Consider the following 22,540-nt stretch of genomic DNA (forward strand, 5'->3'; position numbering starts at 1 on the left):
TAAATGCGAATTCATACTATTTGCATTCCATGGATAAAAAGGGTTATTTGGGGCAGTTTCTGAGAAATGGGCTGTCCCCGGGGCGCCCCAAGTTGGGTTTCTTCGATTGGGCCAGTGGCTACCCCGCACGGAAACCTGCAACACCTGCGGATTGGACATCAAATCGGGCTGCAGCCCTTTTGAGGTATGCGCAAGCAGCTATGTAAACGATAGCATTGCGGCGTGGTTGTCCCACGGGGTGGTGACGCTGTAGCGCTGTGGCTGGGGCGTGTTGCCGCGGTAGAGCAGGGCAGATTCGTCGCCCCCCACCAACCAGCGCTCGCCAGCCGAGGCCAGTGCACCAGCGCCGGGGAGTACCCGAATTTGCAGGCCATCCCCTTGCACTGACCAGGAGGCTACCCAGCCTGCATGCGGCGCGCTGGCCCAGAACCGGCCCGCGGCAAAACACACGTCACCGGCGTAACCGTCCCATGCGCTGGGCACCTGGGACGCAGCCCAGTCCACCGTGCGCAGGGTATCGCCTTGCAGCAACGCCAGCGCAGGTGAGGTCTGGCGGTCCTGGTTTTGGGGGTGTTCGGCCTGCAGCGCGATACCCAAGGTGCCATCGGGCGCCAGTGCCAAGTGGCGCAGGCTCAGATAACTGTCGCTCAGGCGGTATTGCGCCATCACCTGGCCGCTTTGCGCGTCCAGCCGGGTGAGGTTGGAATCCATGCGGCCGATGTTGAGCTTGCGCCGCCCGGTTTCGGGCAGGTTCAGGATGCCGCCGTTGGCCACCAGCAGCGTGCCTGCAGGTTCCAGTAACAGCGCGTGCGGGCCAATGCCGCCGCTGGGGAATTCGCGCAGCTTTTCCAGCGTGTGTATGTCGCGCTCGGCGATCAGGCCCTGGCCGGATTCACCATCGGTTTCGGTGGTGAAAAAGGTCTTGCCGTTGGCGGACAGCGCTGCGTGGCCACCGAGGTAACGGTCGTCTTCCATGGTGTGCCATTGCAGGGCCTTGCCGCGCACCGGGTCCATGCGCAGCAGGTATTCGCCGGGGCGGCGTGCCAGCACCAGCGCTTGCAATTGCTGGCGCTGGGCGCTGGTGGGCAAGACCAGCAGTTGGTGCGCGCGGGCGGGCAGGGCTACGCCGCGGGGCGTTTGCCCTGGCGTCCAGAGGCCGGCCCAGGACTGTTCGCCGCGCATCCACGCGGTGAGTACGCGGGGCGGGGCGATGGGAGCGGCCTCGCGGCCCCAGGCGCTGGCGCCCAGGCCGAGCAGGGCAGCCTGGGCCAGCAGGCTGCGGCGCGTGGGGTGTTCAGTCGCCATCAGCGTCGGTAAAGCCCATGCTGATGTGCAGCACGCTGTCGGCCAGGCTGCTCAGGTATTGCGAGAGTTGGGCCAGCGCGCGCTGGGCGGTGCGCAACGAGGCCGCGTTGTCAGGGCGCGCACGCGCGCCACTGCGCAGTGCCGCCAGGGTGAGCGTTTGCAACTTGCGGCTGGGTTCGGGGTTGTCGTTGCCCAGCAGCAGCCCTTGCAGGCTGCTCGCCACGGGCAAGTCGGGCCGGGCCGCCTGCGCGGCGGGTGATCCGACCAGAAAAACCTGCACGCCCTGGAGCTGGGCCTGCCATGCGGCAGCGGTTTGCCCGCTGACGCCACGCACCCACAGAGAGACTTCTTTGCCCCGGGTGTCGGGCACCATTTTCTTGATGCGCAACTGGTCCAGCCCGCCCACGGCCTGGCCATACCATTCACCGTAGAGCGCAGTGGCCTCTTCTTCGCTGCGAGGCGCAGCGGCCATGGCGCGGTAGCCGTCTAGCAGGATGGTGCATTCGTTCAGGATGTGCTGCGCCAGCAGCCGGGCGTAGTGCTGGCTGGACGGGTTGGCGGGCACGCGCCAGAACATCCACTCCAGCGCGGGCAATCCGCGTGCGGCGCTGCCTACCGATTCGATCTGTTGCGGCGTCAGGGGGCTGGCCGCGTTGGCATCCAGTTGGCGCTGGATTTGCGCCGGCCGCGTGGGCCAGAAATCGATGGACCGTGCGGCGCGGCGCTCCAGCAGCGGCCCCACGGCCACGGCGGCCAGGCGCTCCCAGTGCAACATCGTCTGCACCCACAGGGGCTGCTGGGTTTGCCAGTGCGTGGCGGGCTGGGCCAGTGACTGGTACAGGGCAGTCGCACTGTGTTGCAGGGCATCGGCCACGGGAATGTAGTGGTCCTGCAAGAGTGCCTGCACCCGCTGACGTGCAGACAGGTAGGGCCCGATGCGGGCAGACGTACCTGCGAAGCTGTCAAACGAGGGTTGGGTTGCTCCTTTTTTAGGAGCTGCTTGCGCATGTTCCATAAGGGCTAGAGCCCCAAAAGGCATGCAAGTTAGCAGGGTGCGTCGTTTCACAGGGACTCCACAAAGGCCACCAGCGCTTGCCGGTCGCGGGCATTGAGTTGCAGCACGTTGTTCTTGGCGGGCTGCGCCTCGCCACCGTGCCACAGAATCGCCTCCAGCACGCCGTTGGCGCGGCCATCGTGCAGCAGGCGGCGGTGGCCGTTGACGTCATGGATCAGGCCCACGCCCCACAGCGGCGGCGTTTTCCATTGCTGGCCATTGGCCGCAAAGTCGGGGCGACCATCGGCCAGGTCAGGGCCCATGTCGTGCAGCAACAGGTCGGTGTAGGGCCAGATTTTCAGGCCCTGCACTTTGGTGCTGGACAGGCGCGGGAACGGCGCGGCACCCGTGGTGTAGCTGGGCCGGTGGCATGCACTGCACTGGGCCTGGGCAAACAGGGCCTGGCCGCGCAGTACCTTGGCATCGTTCACATTGCGCCGTGCGGCCGGTGCCAGCGTGGCCTGGTAGAAGATCACGTTGGACAGCGTGCGGTCGTCGATCTCGGGTGCCTTGCCCAGAGATCCGCGCGGTGCCGCCAGGCAGTCTTTCTGCGTCGGCGTGCAGGCCTCATCCGGGTGCTGGGTGGAGGTAATGCCGATGTCGCCGAGGAACGCACCCGCGGTCTGGCTGGCCACGCTGGCCTGGTTGGCCTTCCAGCCGAAGCGGCCTATGCGTTGGGCTTGGGCAAAGTCGTCCCACACCAGATTGGGCTGGCCTTTGACGGGGCCCGCAGCCGCAGCCTGTGTCGCCGCGTTGGCCAGAATGTCGGCTTCGGGAATCGCCTCTAGCAGGCCCACGCCAGCCATCTGCGGCGCAATGCGCGGGCTGATCATCAGGCCAGGGGCCGTGGGGCCGTATGCGAGTTTGGTCAGGCTGTAAAGAGGCTTGCGCAGCGTGTACGCCGTGCCGTCGGCAAACGTGCCGCGCAGGGGCTGGTAGCGAATGCGCACCTGGCCCTCGGGCAACACGCCCTGGATGGCGGCGTTGTTGAGCTGGTCGCCATAGACCGGGTCGGGCACCACACCACCGTGGGCGCCGATGCCGGGAATGGACAGACGCATCAGCAGCGCCACGGGCGGCTCACTCAGGCCCTTGCGGAAATCGGGGGGTGCGCCGCGGCCGTCCTGCACATGGCAGCCGCCGCAGGAGCGTGCAATGAAATGCGGCCCCAGACCATCACGCGCGGTGGTTGAGGCTGGTGCTTCGACCCAGTTGCGCCGGAAGAAGGAGTTGCCCACGGCAAAACGTGCATTTTCTGCGTCGTCCAGCGTAGGCAGGGGCATGGAAAAGGCGTTGCGCCCGGTGGCAAAGGCAGTGGCCTCGCCGGCCGTGAGTTCACCTTGAACCACGCCGGAGAGGTCTGCCTCGCCATGGCCCCACAGAGGCCACAGCAAACCAACGATAGCGCCCGCCGCAGTCAGCGCGAGGCCGACTTTTTGACGGGTGCGCAACTTCATTTGGCTTGTGCGAGCTTGGTGATGCCCAGCGCCGCTGCCGCTTCGGTGATGTCCTTGGACTGTTGCACCAGGCTGTCAATGGTCTTTTGCACACGGATACGGCCGGGTGCATCTTTCGCGCCCACGATTTCGCGGTCAAACGGCGCCTGGATGGCGTTGGCGTTGGCCACGCTCTGGGCAATCTGTTTGCTGACCTTGTCGGCCAAACCAGCGTTTTTGGCGGCTACCAGGTCCTTGAGCGAAGCGCCTTGCACCATGCTGCCGTCCAGGCGTTTGTAGCTGCCCAGCCAGACGTTTTCAATGCCTTGTGCATTGGCGACCACATCGCGGTGGGTGTTGTCGGAGAAGCAGGAGTGCTCGTCTTCCTTGTCTTGCGTGTTCATGGCCACTTCCAGGCGTTCACCGGCCAGTTCACCGCGCGACAGCGAGCCCAGGCCCACGATCATCTTGCGCACCGACTGGATGCCACCTTGCTCAAACTTGGCGCGGTAGTTCTTGGCGCCCGGTGTCCAGGCTTTGACGAGGAAACTCAGGTCGTCGATCAGCAGTTCGGTGACAGTGGTCAGATAGGCGCGGCGGCGGTCGGCGTTGGGCGTCTTGCCATCCACATAGTCTTCGAACGAACGCTGACCGGGCAGGGTTTCGCTCAGGTCCTGGCCCCACAGCAGGAATTCGATGGCGTGCCAGCCAGCCGCAATGTTTTCTTCACCACCGCGCTCGTTGAGTTTGGCCAGGCTGGCTTTGTTGATCTTGATCTTGGGGTTGTTGACGATGCCAGCCTTGGGCTTGCCGACCACGCTGTCGATGTAGGACTCGTCCAGGGGCCAGGCATTCAGGCGGCCTTCAGGGCCGTTGTCGTCGTCGATCGGGCCGCTGTAGAAACGGAAGGCTTCGGTCTGGCCATAAAACTCACGCGCCGCCAGCCAGGCTTTTTTGGCATCTTCCAGACCCTGGGCCGAAGGGGCCGCCGTAAACGCGGTGATGGCCTTTTGCAGGGTTTGCGCGCTCGTCAGCACGTCGCTGTAGTTGGCGTACACCAGAGCGCTGTAGTGCTGCACCACGGCTTTGGGTTCTACGGTTTGGGCCTGGGCTGCAAAGCCCGCGAACAGGGCTGCGCCCAACAGGGTGGCATGGAGGAAGCTGCGCTTTTGCATGAGTGTCTTTCGAGAGTACAAAAATGGGGTCGCGTCCGAAGCCGCGTGGCCGGACTCAAGTGCATCTTAATACAAATCGTTCTCATTTGTCGCGCAAAAAAAACGCCAGACAAAGCTGGCGCTTAGGCAAACGCAGTACGGGCGGCTTAAGACAATTCGCCCATCTGTGTCTGCAGGTAGTTTTGCAGACCGACCTTGTCGATCAGTTCGATCTGGGTTTCGAGGAAGTCGATGTGCTCTTCGGTGTCATCCAGGATTTTTTGCAGCAGGTCGCGTGACACATAGTCGCGCACGCTTTCGCAATGGGCAATGCCAGCCTTGATGGTGGCTTGTGCGCCGACTTCGGCTTTCAGGTCACAGGCCAGTGCTTCCGGTACGTTTTCGCCAACGAGGATCTTGGCCATGTCCTGCACGTTGGGCAGGCCGTCGAGCGTGAAAATGCGGTCCATCAACTGGTCGGCGTGTTTCATCTCGCCAATCGACTCCGAATATTCTTTCTTGGCGAGCTTGTCCAGGCCCCAGTGTTTGTACATGCGGTAGTGCAGGAAATACTGGTTGATGGCCGTGAGTTCGTTTTTCAGCTGGGCCTGCAGATGGCCAATGACTTGTGCGTCACCTTTCATGGGGAACTCCTGATGGTCAAAACCCCATTATGGCCAGCCCAGGTGAGGGCGTCGCTGCACAGCGCGGGGTTTTTACAAAGAAATATCGGGTCAAAAAAACAGCGTTGCAAATGCGAATGATTCGCATATACTGAATTCCATGGCATCGCATCTCATTCCGCATTCACCGTCCCCGCAAAAGCGATTGGATGCCGCTGCCGATGTGTTGTCGTCGCAGCCCGTACGCGGCGCTTGAATTCAACATAAAAAATGCCTCTAGCCCTTATGAATATTGCGCAAACAGCTATCAATTCAGTAGCAACAGGAGCCCAGACCATGCCCCAGACTGCACACACCCACGGCGCTTACTGCCACCACGAGCCTGCAACCGTGCCCGCATCGGGTTCCCGGCGCCGTCGCCTTTGGGATTTGGGGCACGCATGCCACTGCCCGCTGGTGGGCGTGAGCCTGCCCATGGACACCTTGCGCCGTCTGGTGCAAAAGGCGCTGGGCGCCGGTGTCGTGGCCAACGACTACGAGGTGCATGCCGGTGCGGTGACCGAGTGCGGGCGGCGCTGCAAGCTGTCGGAACTGATGCAGGCGGAGCTGGACGCCCGCTACGTCCGCGAAATCCAGGTCTTCCGGGCTGCCAAGAGCGCCCTGGCCGTGGCCGAGCTGTGGATCAAATACGTGAAGGCGGGCGATGTGGCGGGTGCATTCTGGGCCGCGCTCAGCCACCCGCGTTGCGATGTGCCCTTGCAGGAAGCCATGTGCAAAGACCTGCACATGTTCCAGCACCAGGCCGGTGCCGGTGTGCGGCTGGAGATGGCCAAGTTCAACGTGCTGGCCGACGAAAACGCGGTGCTGGCCCGCGAGTTGGGCAAGGTGCAGGAACGCATCACACGTGTCATGGCGCAGAAAGCGACCGACGTGGAGCAGTTGAATGCACAACTGCTGCAGGCGCGCGCCGAGGGTATTGCCAAAGACAGCCGTATTGCCTTTATGGCGCACGATCTGGAAGCTCTGCAGGCCTCCATCCCGCAACTGGAGGACAAGCAGCGCCTGCAAAAACGCCTGGACCAGATGGCGCAGCGCCAGACCGAACTGGAAGCGCAGAACGCAGACTTGCGGCGCAAACTGGTGCTTGCCGAGAAAGCCGCCGCCGAGCGCGCCGCAACTGCCGCCGCGTCGCGCGAGGCGGTGCTTAGCCAGGGAGAGGGCGCTCTTGCGGGTGTGCAGGCCATGGTGATCCAGTTGCACCAAAAGATGGTGCTGTGTGTAGGCGGGCGCAGCGGCAATATTGCCAACTACCGTGATGTGGTGGAACGCGTGGGCGGACGCTTTACCCACCACGACGGTGGGCTCGAAGACAACTCCAACGTGCTGGATGCCAACCTGGCCGCTGCAGACCTGGTGATATGCCAGACCGGCTGCATCAGCCACAACGCCTACTGGCGCGTCAAAGACTTCTGCAAACGCACCGGCAAGCGCTGCGTGTTTGTAGAAAACCCCAGCGCATCTTCATTGGAGCGCGGGTTGGCCCAGATCACGACGTCCAAGACCGCTGTGGCTGAGTTGGTTGTGAGCGAACAGCCAGAAGCACTCTGATGTGTGAACGCCGGAATGCCAACTTGTAAATAAAAGTATCCCTTAGTCAGTAAATGCGAATACTTCTCATATAGAATTGCATCATCGAGTAGCAAGCCAAGACAGGTACCAGGGTTTTTGACAACCCCCAAACCCATCGCCTAGCCAGCCAGCGTGTACAACTTTTTTCTATAGGTGGCGTATGGCGAATGTAGCTGTGTCTGGGCGTTTTTCTTTGACCCAGTTGTCTTTGTGTCTGGGGTTGGCGTTTGGTGGTGGTGTGGGTTGGGCGCAAGTGTCTGCGCCGGAAGCGCCTGCTGCTGCACAGCCTGTTGTCACGCTGAAAGAAGTTGTTGTCAGTGCAAGTCGCGTCGAGGAAGACGCGAACAAGGTGGCTGCCACCGTGACGGTGATCAAGAGTGAGGATGTGGACCGGCGCAATGCTTCCAATCTGGAAGAGATGCTGGAAGACGAAGTTGGAATTTCGGTGCGGGCGCTCCCTTCGCGCGTTCAGACCGCATTTTCTGGCACGGGTCGTGGTGGCAACGAAGGCATCAATATTCGTGGTCTGGAGGGTGATCAGGTCAATTTGCTGGTCGACGGCGTGAGTCTGCCATCGAGCTACAGTTTCAGCTCGGTGCAGGCCGGTCGTGGTGACTACCTGGATCCCGAGGGGTACAAACAGGTCGAGATCGTGCGCGGTTCCACCAGTACGGCGTACGGTTCTTCCGGTCTGGCAGGTTCCGTCATGTTTGTGACGAAGGATCCCGAGGATTACCTCAAGGGTGGCAAAACTGAGCTGTTCCGCCTCAAGACGGGTTACTCCTCGGCTAACCGCTCGGTGCAGATCGCTCCCAGTTTTGCTTTCGCGGCCGGCGATACCCAGGGCCTGGTGCTGGCCAGCCTGCGCAGCGGGCACGAGACCGACACCATGGGTACCAACACCTCCAGTGGCAGCAGCCGTACGGCCGCCAATCCGCAGGACAGCAATGCAGGTTACCTGCTGGTCAAGCTCAAGCAGAAGGTCAGCGCCGAGAACGGCTTCAAGCTGACGCTGGAATCGCTGCGCCGCAAGTCGGAAATAGAAAGCTTGAGCACACGCACGGCGGTCATAACGGATGACGACTCCACAGACTCGACCACCCGCACCATGGTCAAGCTGGACTGGCGCAACACGCCCCAAGGCAGCTGGTATGACGTGCTGGATGTGAGTCTGTATAGTCAGATCAGCCAGGTGGATCAGTTAGGGGTGCAATTGCGTCCAGCCTCTGCGCCGCCCCAGCGTTCGCGTGACGCGGCGTACAACGAGAACACCACCGGAGTCAGTGCGCAGTTTGAAAGCAACTTTGGCTCGGCGACGCAGCACCGTTTGGTCTATGGAGCGGATGTCAAGACCAGCGCCTATGACATGGTGGTCAACCGCACGGGCGACTTCAATACGCCGGTCAAGTACTTTCCCGATACCGACGGCGTGAGCGCTGGCACCTTTGTGCAAGACGAAATCACGCTGGGTGCAGTCAAGCTGACGCCGGGCCTGCGCTATGACTACTACAAGTTCACGCCCAAGCGGGTCAGCACCGGGTATGTCGCAACCTATGATGAGCTCAGTGACAGTGCCCTGTCGCCCAAGCTCGGGGCGAACTGGGAGTTGAACCCGGAGTTCAGCCTCTATGGCCTCTATAGCCACGGTTTCCGCGCGCCCAAGTCTGGGCAGATCAACGGCAGTTTTTCCAACGGTACCCAATACGTCTACCTCGGCAACTCGAAGTTGAAGTCTGAGCGCAGTGAGTCGCTGGAGTTTGGCTTCCGGGGGCAGGCCGGCGGTACTAAGTACAGCGCCACAGCTTTCCATGGCGAATACAAGGATTTCATCCAGGACAGTGTCAACACGGGAAGTTGCACGTACTCCGCGGTGACTTACACCACCTGCTACCAAGCACAGAACCTGAATCGTGTGACGATTTCCGGCTTTGAGTTGCGCGGTGACTTCGCATTGGCAAAGAACTGGCGTGCTACGGCGGCTTACGCCCATGCGGAGGGGCGCTCGAACAACGACAACCTAGCATCTGTGGATCCGGACAAGTTCGTGGGCTCGCTACAGTACACCCCTTCCGGGACGTGGGGACTGGGGGGGCGCTTGACTGCGGTGGATCGCAAAGAGAATGCGCAGAATTCTGCGGCCGTTATTCCGGGTGGCTACACCATCTTTGATCTGACGGGCTGGTACCAGCCTTCCAAGGCTACGCAGATTTCGGTTGGTCTATACAACCTCTTCGACAAGAAGTACGTGCGCTGGGCCGATGTACGGGATTTAGCGGCAAGTGGTGTCGAGGCAATCGACGCCTATAGTCAACCGGGTCGCAACTTTACAGTGAGCCTGACCCACAGTTTTTAATCAAATCGCCCCAAAAAAAGAAGGGCGCCCGCGGGCGCCCTTTGGGCTTTATTGCAGAAGAGTGACATGAAATATTTGATAGGGCTGTACGGCCGACGCCAACCTTTGTCGTGGTTGGTTTTGTTGTTTATGGCCTGGCTTGCGCCCTCGGTGGGGTTTGCTGCATCCATGTTGTTTGTTACCACCGGCCCCATCACCCCCGGCAAGTTCAAGGTGTTGTCCGAAGCAGCGGCGCCCTATGGCGTCAAGGTGGAGGCGAAGTTCATTGAGAAGCTGGGCGTGATTGATTCGCGCCTGTGGGCGGGCTATGACATGGTGCTGTTCGATGCACCGCGTGATCACATCGAGGAGGCGGTTGCAGCGAAGGTGAAAGACGCGCTGCCCGCATTGGCGCAGTCCAAGACGCCTTTGCTGTGGTTACACACCTCCAAGCCGCATTGGAAAAACTTGTCCGATGACCTGGCCCAGCGCCTGCATGCCTACTACGTGAATGGCGGGCGCACCAACAGCGCGGGCTTCTTTGCCACGGTTGCTGCGCACTTTGCCAAGAAGCCCTGGAAGGGCATTGCGCCGCCGCAGGTGTTTCCGGCCACAGCCATTTACCACCCCAAAGCACCTTCGCTGGTGTTTGCCGACACGGCGTCTTACCTGCGCTGGAAGGGCCTACCCAAGGGCAAGCCGGTGATTGCGGTGGCTTTCCACCAGCAGGCGATTGCTGCCGAACAGACCGGCATGATCGACGACCTCATCGCCCGCATCGAAGCCGCAGGCGCGGTGCCGCTGGCCTTCTACAGCCCGGTGATGGACAACGACGCCAACACGAAGATCCTGGCGCCCGAGGGCAAGCTGCTGGCCGATGTATTGATCACCGCACAGATCATGCTGAACCCGGAGGGACGGCGCACCGAATTTGAAAAGCTGGGCATCCCGGTGATCCAGGCCATGGCTTATCGCAAAGGTACCGCAGACGCCTGGTGGAACGACACCACGGGTATTGCGCTGATGGACGTGCCGTTTTACCTGGCCCAGCCGGAGTACGCAGGCGTGCACGACATCATGGTGATTGCGGCCACCGACAAAGACGACCAGTTGCGCCCGATCCCCGAGCAGGCCGCTGCTGTGGTGGGCAAGGCCATGGCGCTGTCGCGTCTGGCCCATGCGCCCAATGCCGACAAGAAGGTCGCCATCATGTTCTGGAACTACCCTGCGGGTGAGAAGAACCTGGGCGCGTCGTTCATGAATTTGCCCACCAGCCTGCAAAGCACGCTGGCCGCCATGAAGGCGGACGGCTACCGCACCGAAGCCATGGACGCAGACACGCTCCGGCGCAATCTGCAGCGTCTTCTCACGCCGTTTTACCGGCCTGGCACGGTGGGCGAAGAAATGGACGCCCTGGTGCGCGATGGCTTGGCCGAACTGATGCCATTGGCTACTTACAAGAAGTGGCTGGAAACCCTGCCCGAAGAACGCCGCGAAGTCTGGGCGTCTGCAGTGGCGCAAGTGGACAAATCGGTATTTCTGGTGCGCCGCAATGGCGAAGCCTTCTTTGCCGTGCCGCGCCTCAAGCTGGGCAATGTGGTCATCATGCCGCAGCCTCCGCGTGGTGAACCTCTGGGTGGTGGCCTGTATGCCAAGAACAAGGACATCTACCACTCCAGCAGCGCCGCGCCGCCGTATTCCTACATGGCGGGTTACCTGTGGATGCGCAGCCAGTTCAAGGCCGATGCATTGATCCACTTCGGCACCCACGGTTCGCAGGAGTGGCTGCCCGGCAAAGAACGTGGCCTGTGGGTGAATGACTATCCGCTGATGGCGGTGGGCAATGTGCCGGTGATCTACCCCTACATCGTGGACAACATTGGCGAAGCCGTGCAGACCAAGCGCCGTGGCCGCGCGGTGAACATCAGCCACCAGACGCCTCCGTTCGCGCCGGCCGGTTTGCACGCGGTGTTGACCAAGCTGCACGACGATCTGCACGCCTGGCTGGCCCAGGACCAGGGCGCTGTGAAAGAACAGTTGCGCCTGTCCATCACCGCCCAGGTACGCAAGGAGCGTATTGACCGTGACATGGCCTGGACGCCCGAGCGTTTGGAGCGTGAGTTCCCGGCCTTCATTAACGCGCTGCACGACCATTTGCACGAGTTGGCACAGTCCGCGCAACCACTCGGTTTGCACACCTTTGGCAAGGGCTCGGACGAGCAAGGCCGCCTGTACACCGTACTGATGATGCTGGGCGCACCGTTCTGGGAAGCCACGGCCACGTTTGTGGATGGCAATAACCTGGAAGCGGACGAAGCCATCGTTGCGGACTACGCCAAGATGACGCAAACCGCGCCCTACAAGTTGCTGGTCAAACACGTTGTAGAAGGTCAGTCCATCGATGGCCTGCCGCCCAAACTCAAGACCCAGGTGGAGCAGGCGCGCCGCTGGTATGTCGATTTGCAGGCCGAGAACGAAACGCGCAGCTTGTTGGCCGCACTGAGTGGCCGCTACATCCCCACGTCGTATGGCGGTGACCCGATCAAAAACCCTGACAGCCTGCCCACGGGCCGCAACCTGTATGGCTTTGACCCGTCACGCGTTCCTACCAAGGCCGCGTGGGCTGCAGGCAAAGAGGCGCTGGACAAGCTGGTCGCTGCGCACAAACAAAAAACAGGCGTGACACCCTCCAAATTCACCTTCACGTTGTGGTCGGTGGAGACCATGCGCCACATGGGCATGCTCGAAGCCCAGGCTTTGTGGGCCATGGGTGTGGAGCCGGTGTGGGATGCGGGTGGTCGGGTTACCGATGTGACGCTGGTGCCGCGCAAGGACTTGGGCCGGCCACGCATTGACGTGGTGCTGTCGGCCACGGGTTTGTACCGCGACCATTTTCCCAATGTGATGAAGCAGTTGACCCGGGCAGCCCAACTGGCCTCGCAGGCCACGGCAGAAACAGACAACGCGGTCGCCAAGAATGCCAAGACCATAACCAGCCAGTTGGTGGCGCAAGGCTGGCGTGCGGATGCGGCGCAGCGCGCGGGCGAGACCCGTGTGTTCTCTGCTGCCACGGGCAACTATGGCACGGGCTTGGACGATGCGGCCCTGGCGACCGACACTTGGAAGACCAAGGAAGAGGGTGACCGCAAGATGGCCGAGCTCTACCTGCGCAAGATGCAGTTTGCCTACGGCCCCGTGGAGGCTGACTGGGGCAAGAGCGGTGCGGACTTGGCCCGTGAAGCCGGTGGCAGCAGCGGTGGCGCCAGCATGAACTTATATGCCGCCCACCTCAAGGGCACGCAAGGTGCGGTGCTGGCACGCAGCTCCAACCTCTACGGCATGTTGACCACGGACGATCCGTTCCAGTATTTGGGCGGCATCGCTACCGCGGTGCGCTATCTGGACGGCAAAGCGCCCGAGTTGTTCATCTCCAACCTGCGCGGTTCGGGCTCGGGCAAGGCCGAAGACGCCGCCAGCTTTCTGGCCAAGGAACTGGCCACGCGCAACTTCCACCCGGGCTACATCAAGGGCCTGATGAAAGAGGGTTACGCCGGCACCATCGAGATGCTGGACAGCATGAACAACTTCACCGGCTGGACCACCGTGGCGCGCGAGATTGTGCGTGACGACCAGTGGCAGGAGTTTGCCGATGTGTATGTGCGTGACAAACACAACTTGGGGCTACGCCAGTACATGGAAAAGAACAACCCCCACGCGCTGGCCCAGATGATGGAGCGCATGCTGGAGATGGCGCGCCAGGGTTACTGGCAGGCGGACGCCGCCACAGTGGACGAACTGAAGGAACGGTACACGGACTTGGCCAAACGCTACGACGTGCGTACCAGCAACACCACATTTCAGGAGTTTGTGGGCCTGTCCGGTTATGGCCTGGCACAGCCTGTGGACGGTGCAGCGGCACAAGCTGCGCCGGCGGCACGCGCCGCAGCGGCAGCCCAGCCCCAGCAGGCGCCATCGGCGGATAAACCTCTGGAGCCGCAGGCGCCTCCGCTGATTGAAGGTATGAAGCTGGAGCAAGTGGCGGAGCCCGTCGTCCAGGCCTTGAGCACCATGCTCTTGTTTGCCGTGGGCTTGTTGTTGATGACGCCAGCGATTGGCGCCTGGCGCCAATGGAGAAAAGCATGAAAACCACCACCAGTACCACTACTTTATGGGGCAGCGTGCAGCTGTCTATGGGCCTGTGCATGGCCGTAGCCACGCATGCCCAAACGCCTCACGCCTTGCAAGGCCGCATCTGGGACACGCGTGCCCAGCAGTTCATCACCGAGGCCACGCTGTACCAGCGTGCCGCAGCAGCCCGTTATGTGTTGCTCGGTGAAAAACACGACAGCGAGGTCCACCATGCACGCCAGCTCGATGTGCTCAAGGGCATGGCCGCGCTGGGTGCCAAACCTGCATTGGCCATGGAGCAACTGGATTCCGAATTCCAGGCGGCACTGAGCCAGGCACAAGCTGCGGGGCAGACCGATGCCGAAGCCCTGGCCGATGCGGGGCAACTGAACCGCAAGGGCTGGCGCTGGCCCATGTACAAGGACATGATGGCCTTTGCCGCGCAGCGCCAGTGGCCGCTGCGCGCTGCCAACTTGTCGCGTACCGACGCCCGCAAGATCGCCATGGGTGAAGTCGTTCCCGCACTGCCCGTGGCCACCGCCGCGCAGCAGGCCGCGCTGGAAGATGACGTGGTGCAAGGCCATTGCGGCCACCGCCCCGAGGCCGCGCGCCTGAACGGCATCGTGGCCGCGCAGCGCGCCCGTGATGCCCGCATGGCCCAGACGCTGGATGCCGTGGGCGGCCCGGTGGTGCTGATCGCTGGTGCAGGCCACGTGCGCGCCGACCGTGCCGTGCCGCGTTACCTGGCGGCCCCCGAGCAGGCGCTGACCATTGCCATGGTGGAAACCATGGAGGGCAAGGCCCTGCCCGCGGATTACGACCGTGCCGGATTCGATGTGTTGTGGTTCACCACCGGCCTGGATCGGCCCGACCCCTGCGCCACACCTTTGCCGGGCTTGGCCGCGCCAGCCAAACCTGCTTCAACCCCTTCTTCTACTCCCAAGCCTTAAGGAAACCCCATGAGCCAAAGCTCGATGATTGAAATTTTCATGTACCAGGTCGGCCAGCTGTTTTTGCTGCCCGTACTGTCTCTGGTGGCGCTGTTGTTTGTCTATGCGCTGTATGTGCTGGGCTCGTTCACCGTGCAGACCCTGCAACGCCGCAACCCTGAAAAACTGGGCGGCTTCCCGTTGATGCGTTACGTGGCCAAACGCCCCGAAGCAACCGAAGACGAACTCGACCTGTTTGCCCACAAGCTGCTGGAACCAGAACGCCTGGCCAGCCGCATTGCGCCCATGCTGGGCCTGGTCGGCACCATGATCCCCATGGGCCCCGCGCTCAAGTCCCTGTCGGACGGCAACCTGGCCCAGGTGTCGGGCAGCCTGACGGTGGCGTTTTCTGCGGTGATTCTGGCGCTGATTGCGGCCAGCATTACCTACTGGGTGGCCAATGTGCGCCGCCGCTGGCTGGCTGAAGAGCTGGTGACCTTGCAGCAAAGGAAAGCAGTATGAGCCTGAAGCTGTTGCACGAACCGGAGAACGACGATCCCATCCTGTCGGTGGTCAACATCATCGACATCTTCCTCGTCATCATCGCAGCGCTGCTGATCACCGTGGCGCAAAACCCCATGCTCAATGCGTTCAGCAAGCAGGATGTGACGGTGATTACCGATGCCGGCAAGCCGACCATGGAGATGATGGTGAAAAAGGGCGAGAAGATCGAGCGCTACAAGTCCAGCGGCCAGATCGGACAGGGCGAGGGCGCCAAGGCCGGTACCGCCTACCGCATGAAAGATGGCGGCATCGTTTACGTGCCGGAGTAAGCGGATCCAGGCATCAAATCAGCCTTTAACCCTTATGCAGATTGCGCAAGCAGCTATTAAAAATATAGCTTTTTGCGCGGCATGGTGCCGCCGAATCGGGCCCCAAATTGCCCACCAGACCATGCCAAAGCGCGTGTAAAGAATGCTGCAGTCTATTTGTAAATACGAATAATTATCATATAGAATCAATCCCAGTAGCAAGCTACGCCAGCCGCCTGGGCGCACACCACTGCACCCACGGGCCAGCCCAGCCAGCCAATGTTGATACCTGCACCCTGGCGCACTCCGCCAGTTCAGTGAACAGGTGGTTTCTATGGTTTGGTGTTCGTTCAAAAGGGTCTGATCATGGCGATTTCCAGCTCTGCGTCCATGCGTGAAGAAGAAGCCTCCAGCGCGGAGGAATACCAGATGCCCGGCCTGGAGGCGATGCTGGCGGGCACTCTGGCACTGATGACCGGGTATGCCGAAGCGGAGAACCCGCAACAGCGCAACGCGATGTCCCAAAAGATCTTTTGCAACCTGGGGCTGCTGTCACAGCACCCGCTGGTGTCACCTGGCTTTCAGGCCATGACCGACAAGTTGCGTATGCATTGGTTGGCCCAAAAGTCCGCCAGCGACCCCGATACACAACAAGCCCGTGCCCTGTGGCACACCACACCGGAGAAATTGCAATGAGTGCCGTACTTGATACCCTGAATCCCGCCGACCTGCGCGAGCGCTTTACTGCCGCACGCAACGCCGGCAAACGCGCGCGCGATGCTGCACATGCCGTGGGTGTGAGCGAAGGCGCGGTGCTGGACGCCCACACCGGCGAACACGCGTTCAACCTCAAAGTCATTTCATTGCAAGGCCCCTGGCTGGACGTGCTGCAAGGCGTACAACACGTTGGAGAGGTCATGGCGCTCACGCGCAACGAATCCACCGTGCACGAGAAAACCGGTGTGTATGAAAACGTCAGCGCCAACGGTGGTGTCGGCATTGCGCTGGGTGAAGTGATCGACTTGCGCCTGTTCTTCATGCGCTGGCATGCCGGTTACGCCGTGACCGAACTGGCCAACGACCCGGCCAACCCACCTTCGCAAAGCCTGCAGTTCTACGACGCGCATGGCGATGCCGTGCACAAGATTTTTGTGCGTCCCGGTACTGATCTGGCGGCCTTCAAGGCGCTGGTGGACAAGTTTGCCGTGCCCGGCAAGTCCTATGCGTTCACGCCGGCTCCCGCACCCGCAGTGGCGCGCCCGGATGCCGATATTGACGCGACCGGTCTGGCCGAAGGTTGGGCCAACCTGAAAGACACCCATGAATTCTTCGGCCTGTTGCGCAAGTTTGACGTGCAGCGCCAGCAAGCATTGGCTGCAGTAGAAGGGCGTTTTACGGCGCGCCTGGAAACCACCGCTGTGCGCCATCTGCTGGACGAAGCTGCCATGGAAGCCACCCCCATCATGGTGTTTGTCGGCAACCCCGGTTGCATCCAGATCCACAGCGGCCCGGTCAAACGCATCGAGCCCATGGTGTCGCCTGCGGCGCGCTGGATCAACGTGCTGGACGCGGGTTTCAACCTGCACCTGCGCGAAGACATGATTGTCAACATCTGGGCCGTGGAAAAACCCACCGCCGATGGCGTGGTGACCTCGATCGAAGTGTTCGACGCCCGTGAGGAATTGATGGTCCAGTTCTTTGGTGTGCGCAAGCCCGGTTTGCCAGAGCTGCAGTCCTGGCGTGACCTGGTGGCCGGTGTGCCACGTCTGGGCGCCAAAGCAACGGCGAGCGTGTAAACGTGCGTAGCGGAAAGAAAGACCATGTCCTACCCTCTCTCGACCATGCAACGGCGCACGGTACTGCGGCAAGCCGTGGCAATCGGTGGCGTGCTGTCTGCGAGTGCTGCGCTCCCGAGTCTGGCACTGGCCCAATCAAACCCAGCCAGCGCATCGCGCTCCGCCAAGAACGGCTTGCCCAGAATCGTCTCGGTGAACGGGGCGATCACTGAAGTCATCTACGCACTGGGCGCACAGGCCCAATTGGTCGGTACTGACACCACCAGCCTGTACCCCGAGGCGGCGCTTGCCACCCCCAAGGTGGGCTACATGCGCCAGTTGTCGGCCGAAGGGCTGCTCTCGCTCAAGCCCGATGTGTTGCTCGCTACCAGCGACGCGGGTCCGCCCGCGGTGCTGGACCAGGTGCGCAGCGCCGGTGTCAAGGTGGAGATGATGGAGTCTGACCACACCTGGGGTGAGGTGCAGCGCTTGGTGACCGTGGTGGGCAATGCCGCGGCGCAGCAGGCCCGCGCCAAGGCCTTGCTGGCCGACCTGAACGCCCAGTGGGCTGCCACGCAAAAGCTCGTAGCCGCTGCGCGCGGCCCCAAGCGTCGTGTGCTTTTTATCCTGGCCCATAGCGGTACTCCGCAGGTGTCGGGCAGCAAAACGGGTGCAGATGCGCTGATCCGTTTTGCGGGCGGCGTGAATGCGATTGACGGCTTCGCAGGCTACCGCCCCATGACCGCCGAGGCCATGGCGGTGGCGGCACCGGACCTGATCTTGACCACTACGCAAGGCATCACCGCTGCAGGCGGCATCGACAAGTTCTGGGCCCGCCCCGAGCTGGAATTGACCCCGGCCTACCGCAACCGTGTGCTGGTGCACATGGACGCGCTGGAGCTGCTGGGCTTTGGCCCGCGTCTGCCCGCCACGGTGGCCACCTTGCACCGCCGTCTGCTCACCGCATGACCGCGGTGCTGTCGCACAAAGGGGCTGCCGTGCGCATGCCTCGGTCCATGGTGTTGGGGTTGGGCAGTGTGCTGGTCGTGGTCAGCCTGTTGGTGTCCAGCGCCCGCGGTGCCTACGCCATCAGCCTGTCGGACCTGTGGGACATGCTGAACTCTCTGTTGGCCTGGGATGCACAAAGGTCTTCTGCTGAACTGGTGTTCCTGCACATCCGCCTGCCGCGTCTGGTGCTGGGCCTGGTGGCGGGTGCTGGCCTGGGCTTGGCTGGTGCGCTGATGCAGGGCATGTTTCGCAACCCGCTGGCAGACCCCGGTCTGATCGGTGTGAGCGCCGGCGCTGCTCTGGCGGCAGCCATGGCCATTGTGCTGGGGGCGGCCTGGTTTCCTTCGTTGTCCAACACGCTGGGCAGTTGGATGCTGGTGTGCTCGGCCTTTGCCGGTGGCCTGCTGGTCACCATCGTGATTTACGGCCTAGCCCAGTCGGAGGGGGAAACCCGCGTCGGCATGATGCTGTTGGCCGGTATCGCGATGAATGCGCTGGGTGGCGCGGGGCTCGGCTACCTGACCTTTCTGGCGACCGATGAACAACTGCGCAGCCTGCAGTTCTGGCTCTTGGGCAGCTTGGGTGGTGCGCGCTGGAGCGCGGTTGCCTTGATTGCGGCCATCGTGGCCGCCTGTATTGCTGCGGGCCTGCGGCTGGCGCGTCCGCTCAATGCCATGGCGCTGGGCGAGGCGCAAGCCACGCTGCTGGGCGTGGACGTGGAACGTGTCAAACGCCAGGCGGTGGTGATCACCGCGCTGTCGGTGGGCGCCGTCACTGCCAGCACCGGCATGATCGGCTTTATTGGCCTGGTGGCACCGCACTGTGTGCGCCTGATTGCCGGGCCTGACCAGCGTGTGGTGCTGGCCGGCTCTGCCATGCTGGGCGCCGCACTGGTGCTGCTGGCGGACAGTGTGGCCCGCACCATCGTGCAACCGGCGGAACTGCCGCTGGGTGTGCTCACCGCGTTTGTGGGGGTTCCGGTGTTTTTGCTGCTGTTGCGCACTTTCAAGGGGCGAGTGTGATGTCCCAATTACAAGTCCAGGCGGCGTCGTTTGCGGTGCAGGGCTTGCATTTGTTGCAGCCCGTGTCGCTGGACCTTCAGCCGGGCCAACTCACAGCGCTGTTAGGCCCCAACGGCGCGGGCAAGTCCACCTTGTTGTCGCTGATCAGCGGCCAGCGCCGTCCCTCGGGTGGGCATGTGGTGCTCAACGGCCAGGCGCTGTCCGGTTACCGGCCCGAAGCGCTGGCGCAGGTGCGTGCACTGCTGCCGCAAGACAGCAGCATTGCGTTTGATTACACGGTGCGCGAGGTGGTGGAATTGGGCCGTTTTCCGCACCGCCTGAAGCCCAACCAGGACGAGGCTGGCATTGTGGACGCTGCGATGCGCGCCACCGACATGCATGCCTTGCAGGACCGCGTAGTCAACACCCTGAGCGGTGGCGAACGTGCCCGCGCCCAGTTGGCACGTGTGCTGGCGCAGATCTGGGACCCGTTGCCGGGCGGCGCACCGCGCTGGTTGCTGATGGACGAGCCCACTGCGGCGCTGGATTTGTCACACCAACACCAGGTGCTGCGCCTGGCCCGTGACTGGGCGGTCCAGCAGGGTGTGGGGGTGGTGGCCGTGCTGCATGACTTGAACCTGGCGCTGCGTTACGCCGACCAGGTGGTACTGCTGCAAAAAGGGCAGGTGTTTGCCCAGGGCGCTCCGCACGAGGTGCTGCAACCCGAAACCGTGCAAACGGTGTGGAAAGTGCAGGCCCAGGCGATCCAGAGCGACGACGGGGTCGCGCAGTTGCTGGTGCACTGAATCTACGAATTGTTCTGCGGCGGTTTTCGGCCGTACAGGCCCACGCGGTGTGCCAGTTCCACCGCCGATTGCACCTTGAGTTTTTCAAAGATGTTGGCGCGGTGGAATTCGATGGTGCGCGGGGTGATGCCCAGGTGGTCCGCAATGTTCTTGTTGTAGTGGCCCTTGAGCAGTTCTTCCAGCACTTCGGTTTCGCGCGCGCTCAGTCCATCCAGCGCCAGCTGAAACTCCAGACGTTCCAGTGATTCCGTTTGCTGCTGCAGTGCAACGGCCTGCGCTGCAATGATCTTGTCGACCAGCAGGTTGTTCTGGAAGGGCTTTTCCAGAAAATCCCACGCCCCTTGTTTGACTGCAGCCACCGCCATGCCCATGTCGCCATGGCCGGTCAGGAACAACACGGGCCAGGGCCAGCCCATGGTCTTGAGCTGCTCAAAGGTGGCCAGACCGGAGAGCGGCTCCATACGGATGTCCAGCACCAGCACTGAGCATTCCCAGGGCCACGTGCCTTGGCGCAAGGACTCCAGAAAGCTGTCGCCCGCGCTCCAACTGCGTACCGTCAGGCCGCGGGAATCGAGCAGCCAGGCCAGTCCTTCCCGGAAGTCGACGTCGTCGTCCACCAGGTACACAGCGGGGGTTATTGGAGCGGTAGCCACAGGGTGAATTGTGCTCCGCCGAGCGCGGCGCTGTGTGCCACATCAATACGGCCGTGGTGCGCCTCGGCAATCGAGCGGCAAATGGACAGGCCCATGCCCATGCCGCCGGGTTTGCCGCTCTCGAATGCATCAAAGATGCGGGGCGCCTGGTCTGCCGGAATGCCGGGGCCGCTGTCTTCCACACGCAGGCCTGCCATGTGGGTGTCCATTTCCAGGCTGACCCGGACGGTTGGTATTGGCGCCTGGCCTTGCCCGGCCCATTCCGTGGCGTTGAGTACCAGGTTGTGCAGGGCATGTTCCAGTAGCAGGGCGTCGGCGGGTAAAGGGGGCGCGTTGGTGGGAAGCACGATGTCCCGCACCATGCTGGCAGGCAGAGGCACTTGCTGGGCTACCCGTCGCATGAATGGCAGCACATCCAGGGGTTGGCGCTGCATTTCCTGGCGCCGGGCGAAGGCGTTGACCCGGTGAATCACCCGCCCGGCCTTGTCGGCCAGTTGTTCCATGCGTTCAACCACAGGGGCAATATCCTCAAGGCGTAAGCGCTGTTCTTGCAGGTTGTTGCGCAGGCCGGTGGCAAAGCTGCTGAGTGCGCCCAGGGGCTGGTTAAGCTCATGTGCCAGCGTGGAGGCCACTTCGCCCACGGCAATCAGCCGCCCGGATGCTTCGAGTTTTTCCTGCTGGCGGGCCGCCAGCTGCTCCATGCGTTTGCGTTCGGTAATGTCCAGAGTGGAGCCCATCCAGCCAATCACCGTGCCGTCCACCTTGGTCAGCGGCGCATGGTGTTCCAGCACCGACAGTGTGTGGCCATCGCGGTGGGTCAACACCCCCTCGCGCTCATGCTCGACAAGTGCAGAGGATGCCGCTGTGGCTCCATCTCCCATGGCAGGTGCGGGCTCGGCCATCAGCTCTGCGGCGCTGCGACCCACCATGCGGCAAAAGGCCTGGTTGACGTAGAGCAATCGGCCCTGCAGGTCCCAGGCGCGCAGGCCGAGCATGACGGCGCGCTCCATGGCTGTGCGCAGGACGATCTGGGTTTGCAACTGCGACTCCGCGCGCCGGCGTCGCGCAATATCGCGCCACAGCAGGTACAACGCCAACAACATGCCCAAGAGGCACAACAAGGCCACGGAAAAAAAGGCGCGTGGTGCCAGTGCGGGCTGGTAATCCAGCACGTCTACGGCCAACCGCCACTGGGTACCGGGCAGGTTCACGGGGGCCAGATAACGCGTCGTACCGGGGAGGGTGTTGGCGTTCGCCAGGGTGATGCGGTGGTCGTTCAAAAACCAGGCGGGAATGGCCTGGGTCAGCATGGGCTCCAGCTGAATGGCCGCCACGTAGTCGCCGGCAAAACGCCCTTGCTCGAACAGCGGCACGGCCAGCCACAGGGTGCTGCCATGCTCAGCGTCATAGGGCAGAGGCCCCGCATAGGCAGCGCGCTGCAATCCGCGTGTGGTCTTGAGCATGGTGCGCAAGGATTGGGCGTCGGCAGGCGCTTCAGCTGCCTTGCGCAAGCTGGGCGGCCAGAACTGCGTATCGTTTTGTACCTTGGCCGGAATCCAGCCGTGAAAAGCAATCACGCCGGGGCTTTGCCACAGCAGGCCGGGCTGCAAGGTGGCGGCAGCGTTGGGGTTTTGCGCGGTCAGGGCCATCACGCCCAAATCGCTCTCCAGCCGGCGAAAGTGAAAGCGCAGGGTCTGGTCCAGCCATTCGGCGTCTGCGCTGCGCCGGCGTGCTTCTTCTTGCGTCTCCACCTGGCGCAGGAACATGGCCAGCAACACGATGGAGATGCCCACCAGCACCAGCATGCCCATCAGCCCGCGCATGGCGCTGCGGCTCAGGCTGGAGGCTTGGCGCGCGTTGAGGTCCAGCAGGTCGAGGTCGAAGGTGGTGGGCAT

The 22,540-nt window shown here is 62.4% G+C and carries 18 protein-coding genes; 11 read left to right on the forward strand and 7 right to left on the reverse strand.

What is annotated here, in order from left to right; all coding sequences use genetic code 11:
- Positions 1-198: 198 nt before the first annotated feature.
- The 5 genes from RS694_RS08500 to bfr form a co-directional block, all read right to left on the reverse strand.
- Positions 199-1,305 (reverse strand): DUF1513 domain-containing protein, encoded by a 1,107-nt coding sequence (locus RS694_RS08500; RefSeq protein WP_051392005.1) that lies wholly within the window; start codon positions 1,303-1,305, stop codon positions 199-201.
- The gene (locus RS694_RS08505) at positions 1,295-2,371 is read right to left on the reverse strand and encodes an imelysin family protein (protein ID WP_152528868.1); all 1,077 of its coding nucleotides are present in this window, start codon (positions 2,369-2,371) and stop codon (positions 1,295-1,297) included. Before RS694_RS08505 ends, RS694_RS08500 begins: the two co-directional genes overlap by 11 nt.
- Positions 2,368-3,816, reverse strand: coding sequence for a di-heme oxidoreductase family protein (locus RS694_RS08510; protein WP_029708796.1), 1,449 nt, complete (start codon positions 3,814-3,816; stop codon positions 2,368-2,370). The genes RS694_RS08505 and RS694_RS08510 overlap by 4 nt, the downstream gene beginning before the upstream one ends.
- The gene (locus tag RS694_RS08515; protein ID WP_037247840.1) at positions 3,813-4,970 is read right to left on the reverse strand and encodes an imelysin family protein; all 1,158 of its coding nucleotides are present in this window, start codon (positions 4,968-4,970) and stop codon (positions 3,813-3,815) included. Before RS694_RS08515 ends, RS694_RS08510 begins: the two co-directional genes overlap by 4 nt.
- Positions 4,971-5,116: 146 nt before the next feature.
- Positions 5,117-5,593 (reverse strand): bacterioferritin, encoded by a 477-nt coding sequence (gene bfr, locus RS694_RS08520; protein WP_029708798.1) that lies wholly within the window; start codon positions 5,591-5,593, stop codon positions 5,117-5,119.
- Between the two features lie 315 nt (positions 5,594-5,908).
- Between bfr and RS694_RS08525 the strand changes: the two genes are divergently transcribed.
- The 11 genes from RS694_RS08525 (at position 5,909) to RS694_RS08575 (ending at position 19,992) form a co-directional block, all read left to right on the forward strand.
- Positions 5,909-7,180, forward strand: a complete 1,272-nt coding sequence (locus tag RS694_RS08525) for a DUF2325 domain-containing protein (protein WP_051392006.1) — start codon at positions 5,909-5,911, stop codon at positions 7,178-7,180.
- Between the two features lie 181 nt (positions 7,181-7,361).
- Positions 7,362-9,554 carry a TonB-dependent hemoglobin/transferrin/lactoferrin family receptor gene (locus RS694_RS08530; protein ID WP_076069515.1) on the forward strand — a complete coding sequence of 731 codons (2,193 nt, stop codon included), beginning with the start codon at positions 7,362-7,364 and terminating at the stop codon, positions 9,552-9,554.
- A gap of 66 nt (positions 9,555-9,620) precedes the next feature.
- On the forward strand, positions 9,621-13,676 hold the full coding sequence (gene cobN, locus RS694_RS08535; RefSeq protein ID WP_241464125.1) for a cobaltochelatase subunit CobN: 4,056 nt from the start codon (positions 9,621-9,623) through the stop codon (positions 13,674-13,676).
- Positions 13,673-14,611 carry a ChaN family lipoprotein gene (locus RS694_RS08540; protein ID WP_051392008.1) on the forward strand — a complete coding sequence of 313 codons (939 nt, stop codon included), beginning with the start codon at positions 13,673-13,675 and terminating at the stop codon, positions 14,609-14,611. The genes cobN and RS694_RS08540 overlap by 4 nt, the downstream gene beginning before the upstream one ends.
- A 9-nt stretch (positions 14,612-14,620) precedes the next feature.
- A complete protein-coding gene (locus tag RS694_RS08545) occupies positions 14,621-15,112 on the forward strand; it encodes a MotA/TolQ/ExbB proton channel family protein (protein WP_029708803.1) in 492 nt (163 codons plus the stop codon).
- A 2-nt stretch (positions 15,113-15,114) separates the two neighbouring features.
- The gene (locus RS694_RS08550; protein WP_081708677.1) at positions 15,115-15,423 is read left to right on the forward strand and encodes a DUF2149 domain-containing protein; all 309 of its coding nucleotides are present in this window, start codon (positions 15,115-15,117) and stop codon (positions 15,421-15,423) included.
- A gap of 345 nt (positions 15,424-15,768) precedes the next feature.
- The gene (locus tag RS694_RS08555) at positions 15,769-16,098 is read left to right on the forward strand and encodes a hypothetical protein (protein WP_051392009.1); all 330 of its coding nucleotides are present in this window, start codon (positions 15,769-15,771) and stop codon (positions 16,096-16,098) included.
- Positions 16,095-17,198 (forward strand): hemin-degrading factor, encoded by a 1,104-nt coding sequence (locus RS694_RS08560; RefSeq protein WP_029708806.1) that lies wholly within the window; start codon positions 16,095-16,097, stop codon positions 17,196-17,198. The genes RS694_RS08555 and RS694_RS08560 overlap by 4 nt, the downstream gene beginning before the upstream one ends.
- Positions 17,199-17,222: 24 nt before the next feature.
- Positions 17,223-18,146 carry a heme/hemin ABC transporter substrate-binding protein gene (locus tag RS694_RS08565; protein WP_029708807.1) on the forward strand — a complete coding sequence of 308 codons (924 nt, stop codon included), beginning with the start codon at positions 17,223-17,225 and terminating at the stop codon, positions 18,144-18,146.
- Positions 18,143-19,207: a FecCD family ABC transporter permease gene (locus RS694_RS08570; RefSeq protein ID WP_029708808.1), complete on the forward strand. Its 1,065-nt coding sequence runs from the start codon at positions 18,143-18,145 to the stop codon at positions 19,205-19,207. The genes RS694_RS08565 and RS694_RS08570 overlap by 4 nt, the downstream gene beginning before the upstream one ends.
- A complete protein-coding gene (locus RS694_RS08575) occupies positions 19,207-19,992 on the forward strand; it encodes a heme ABC transporter ATP-binding protein (RefSeq protein ID WP_029708809.1) in 786 nt (261 codons plus the stop codon). The genes RS694_RS08570 and RS694_RS08575 overlap by 1 nt, the downstream gene beginning before the upstream one ends.
- Before the next feature lie 2 nt (positions 19,993-19,994).
- Here the strand turns inward: RS694_RS08575 and RS694_RS08580 are convergent, their stop codons facing one another.
- Together RS694_RS08580 and RS694_RS08585 are read right to left on the reverse strand one after the other, a co-directional pair.
- A complete protein-coding gene (locus RS694_RS08580; protein ID WP_241464127.1) occupies positions 19,995-20,645 on the reverse strand; it encodes a response regulator transcription factor in 651 nt (216 codons plus the stop codon).
- Positions 20,627-22,540 carry a sensor histidine kinase gene (locus tag RS694_RS08585; RefSeq protein ID WP_029708811.1) on the reverse strand — a complete coding sequence of 638 codons (1,914 nt, stop codon included), beginning with the start codon at positions 22,538-22,540 and terminating at the stop codon, positions 20,627-20,629. The genes RS694_RS08580 and RS694_RS08585 overlap by 19 nt, the downstream gene beginning before the upstream one ends.

This window comes from Rhodoferax saidenbachensis, from assembly GCF_001955715.1.
GTDB lineage: Bacteria > Pseudomonadota > Gammaproteobacteria > Burkholderiales > Burkholderiaceae_C > Allorhodoferax > Allorhodoferax saidenbachensis.

Bases quoted from the DNA above. Each gene is read 5' to 3' on its own strand.
- RS694_RS08500 (WP_051392005.1), bottom strand. From the start codon at position 1,305: ATGGCGACTGAACACCCCACGCGCCGCAGCCTGCTGGCCCAGGCTGCC.
- RS694_RS08510 (WP_029708796.1), bottom strand. From the start codon at position 3,816: ATGAAGTTGCGCACCCGTCAAAAAGTCGGCCTCGCGCTGACTGCGGCG.
- RS694_RS08515 (WP_037247840.1), bottom strand. From the start codon at position 4,970: ATGCAAAAGCGCAGCTTCCTCCATGCCACCCTGTTGGGCGCAGCCCTG.
- bfr (WP_029708798.1), bottom strand. From the start codon at position 5,593: ATGAAAGGTGACGCACAAGTCATTGGCCATCTGCAGGCCCAGCTGAAA.
- RS694_RS08525 (WP_051392006.1), top strand. From the start codon at position 5,909: ATGCCCCAGACTGCACACACCCACGGCGCTTACTGCCACCACGAGCCT.
- RS694_RS08530 (WP_076069515.1), top strand. From the start codon at position 7,362: ATGGCGAATGTAGCTGTGTCTGGGCGTTTTTCTTTGACCCAGTTGTCT.
- cobN (WP_241464125.1), top strand. From the start codon at position 9,621: ATGAAATATTTGATAGGGCTGTACGGCCGACGCCAACCTTTGTCGTGG.
- RS694_RS08540 (WP_051392008.1), top strand. From the start codon at position 13,673: ATGAAAACCACCACCAGTACCACTACTTTATGGGGCAGCGTGCAGCTG.
- RS694_RS08545 (WP_029708803.1), top strand. From the start codon at position 14,621: ATGAGCCAAAGCTCGATGATTGAAATTTTCATGTACCAGGTCGGCCAG.
- RS694_RS08555 (WP_051392009.1), top strand. From the start codon at position 15,769: ATGGCGATTTCCAGCTCTGCGTCCATGCGTGAAGAAGAAGCCTCCAGC.
- RS694_RS08560 (WP_029708806.1), top strand. From the start codon at position 16,095: ATGAGTGCCGTACTTGATACCCTGAATCCCGCCGACCTGCGCGAGCGC.
- RS694_RS08565 (WP_029708807.1), top strand. From the start codon at position 17,223: ATGTCCTACCCTCTCTCGACCATGCAACGGCGCACGGTACTGCGGCAA.
- RS694_RS08570 (WP_029708808.1), top strand. From the start codon at position 18,143: ATGACCGCGGTGCTGTCGCACAAAGGGGCTGCCGTGCGCATGCCTCGG.
- RS694_RS08575 (WP_029708809.1), top strand. From the start codon at position 19,207: ATGTCCCAATTACAAGTCCAGGCGGCGTCGTTTGCGGTGCAGGGCTTG.
- RS694_RS08585 (WP_029708811.1), bottom strand. From the start codon at position 22,540: ATGCCCACCACCTTCGACCTCGACCTGCTGGACCTCAACGCGCGCCAA.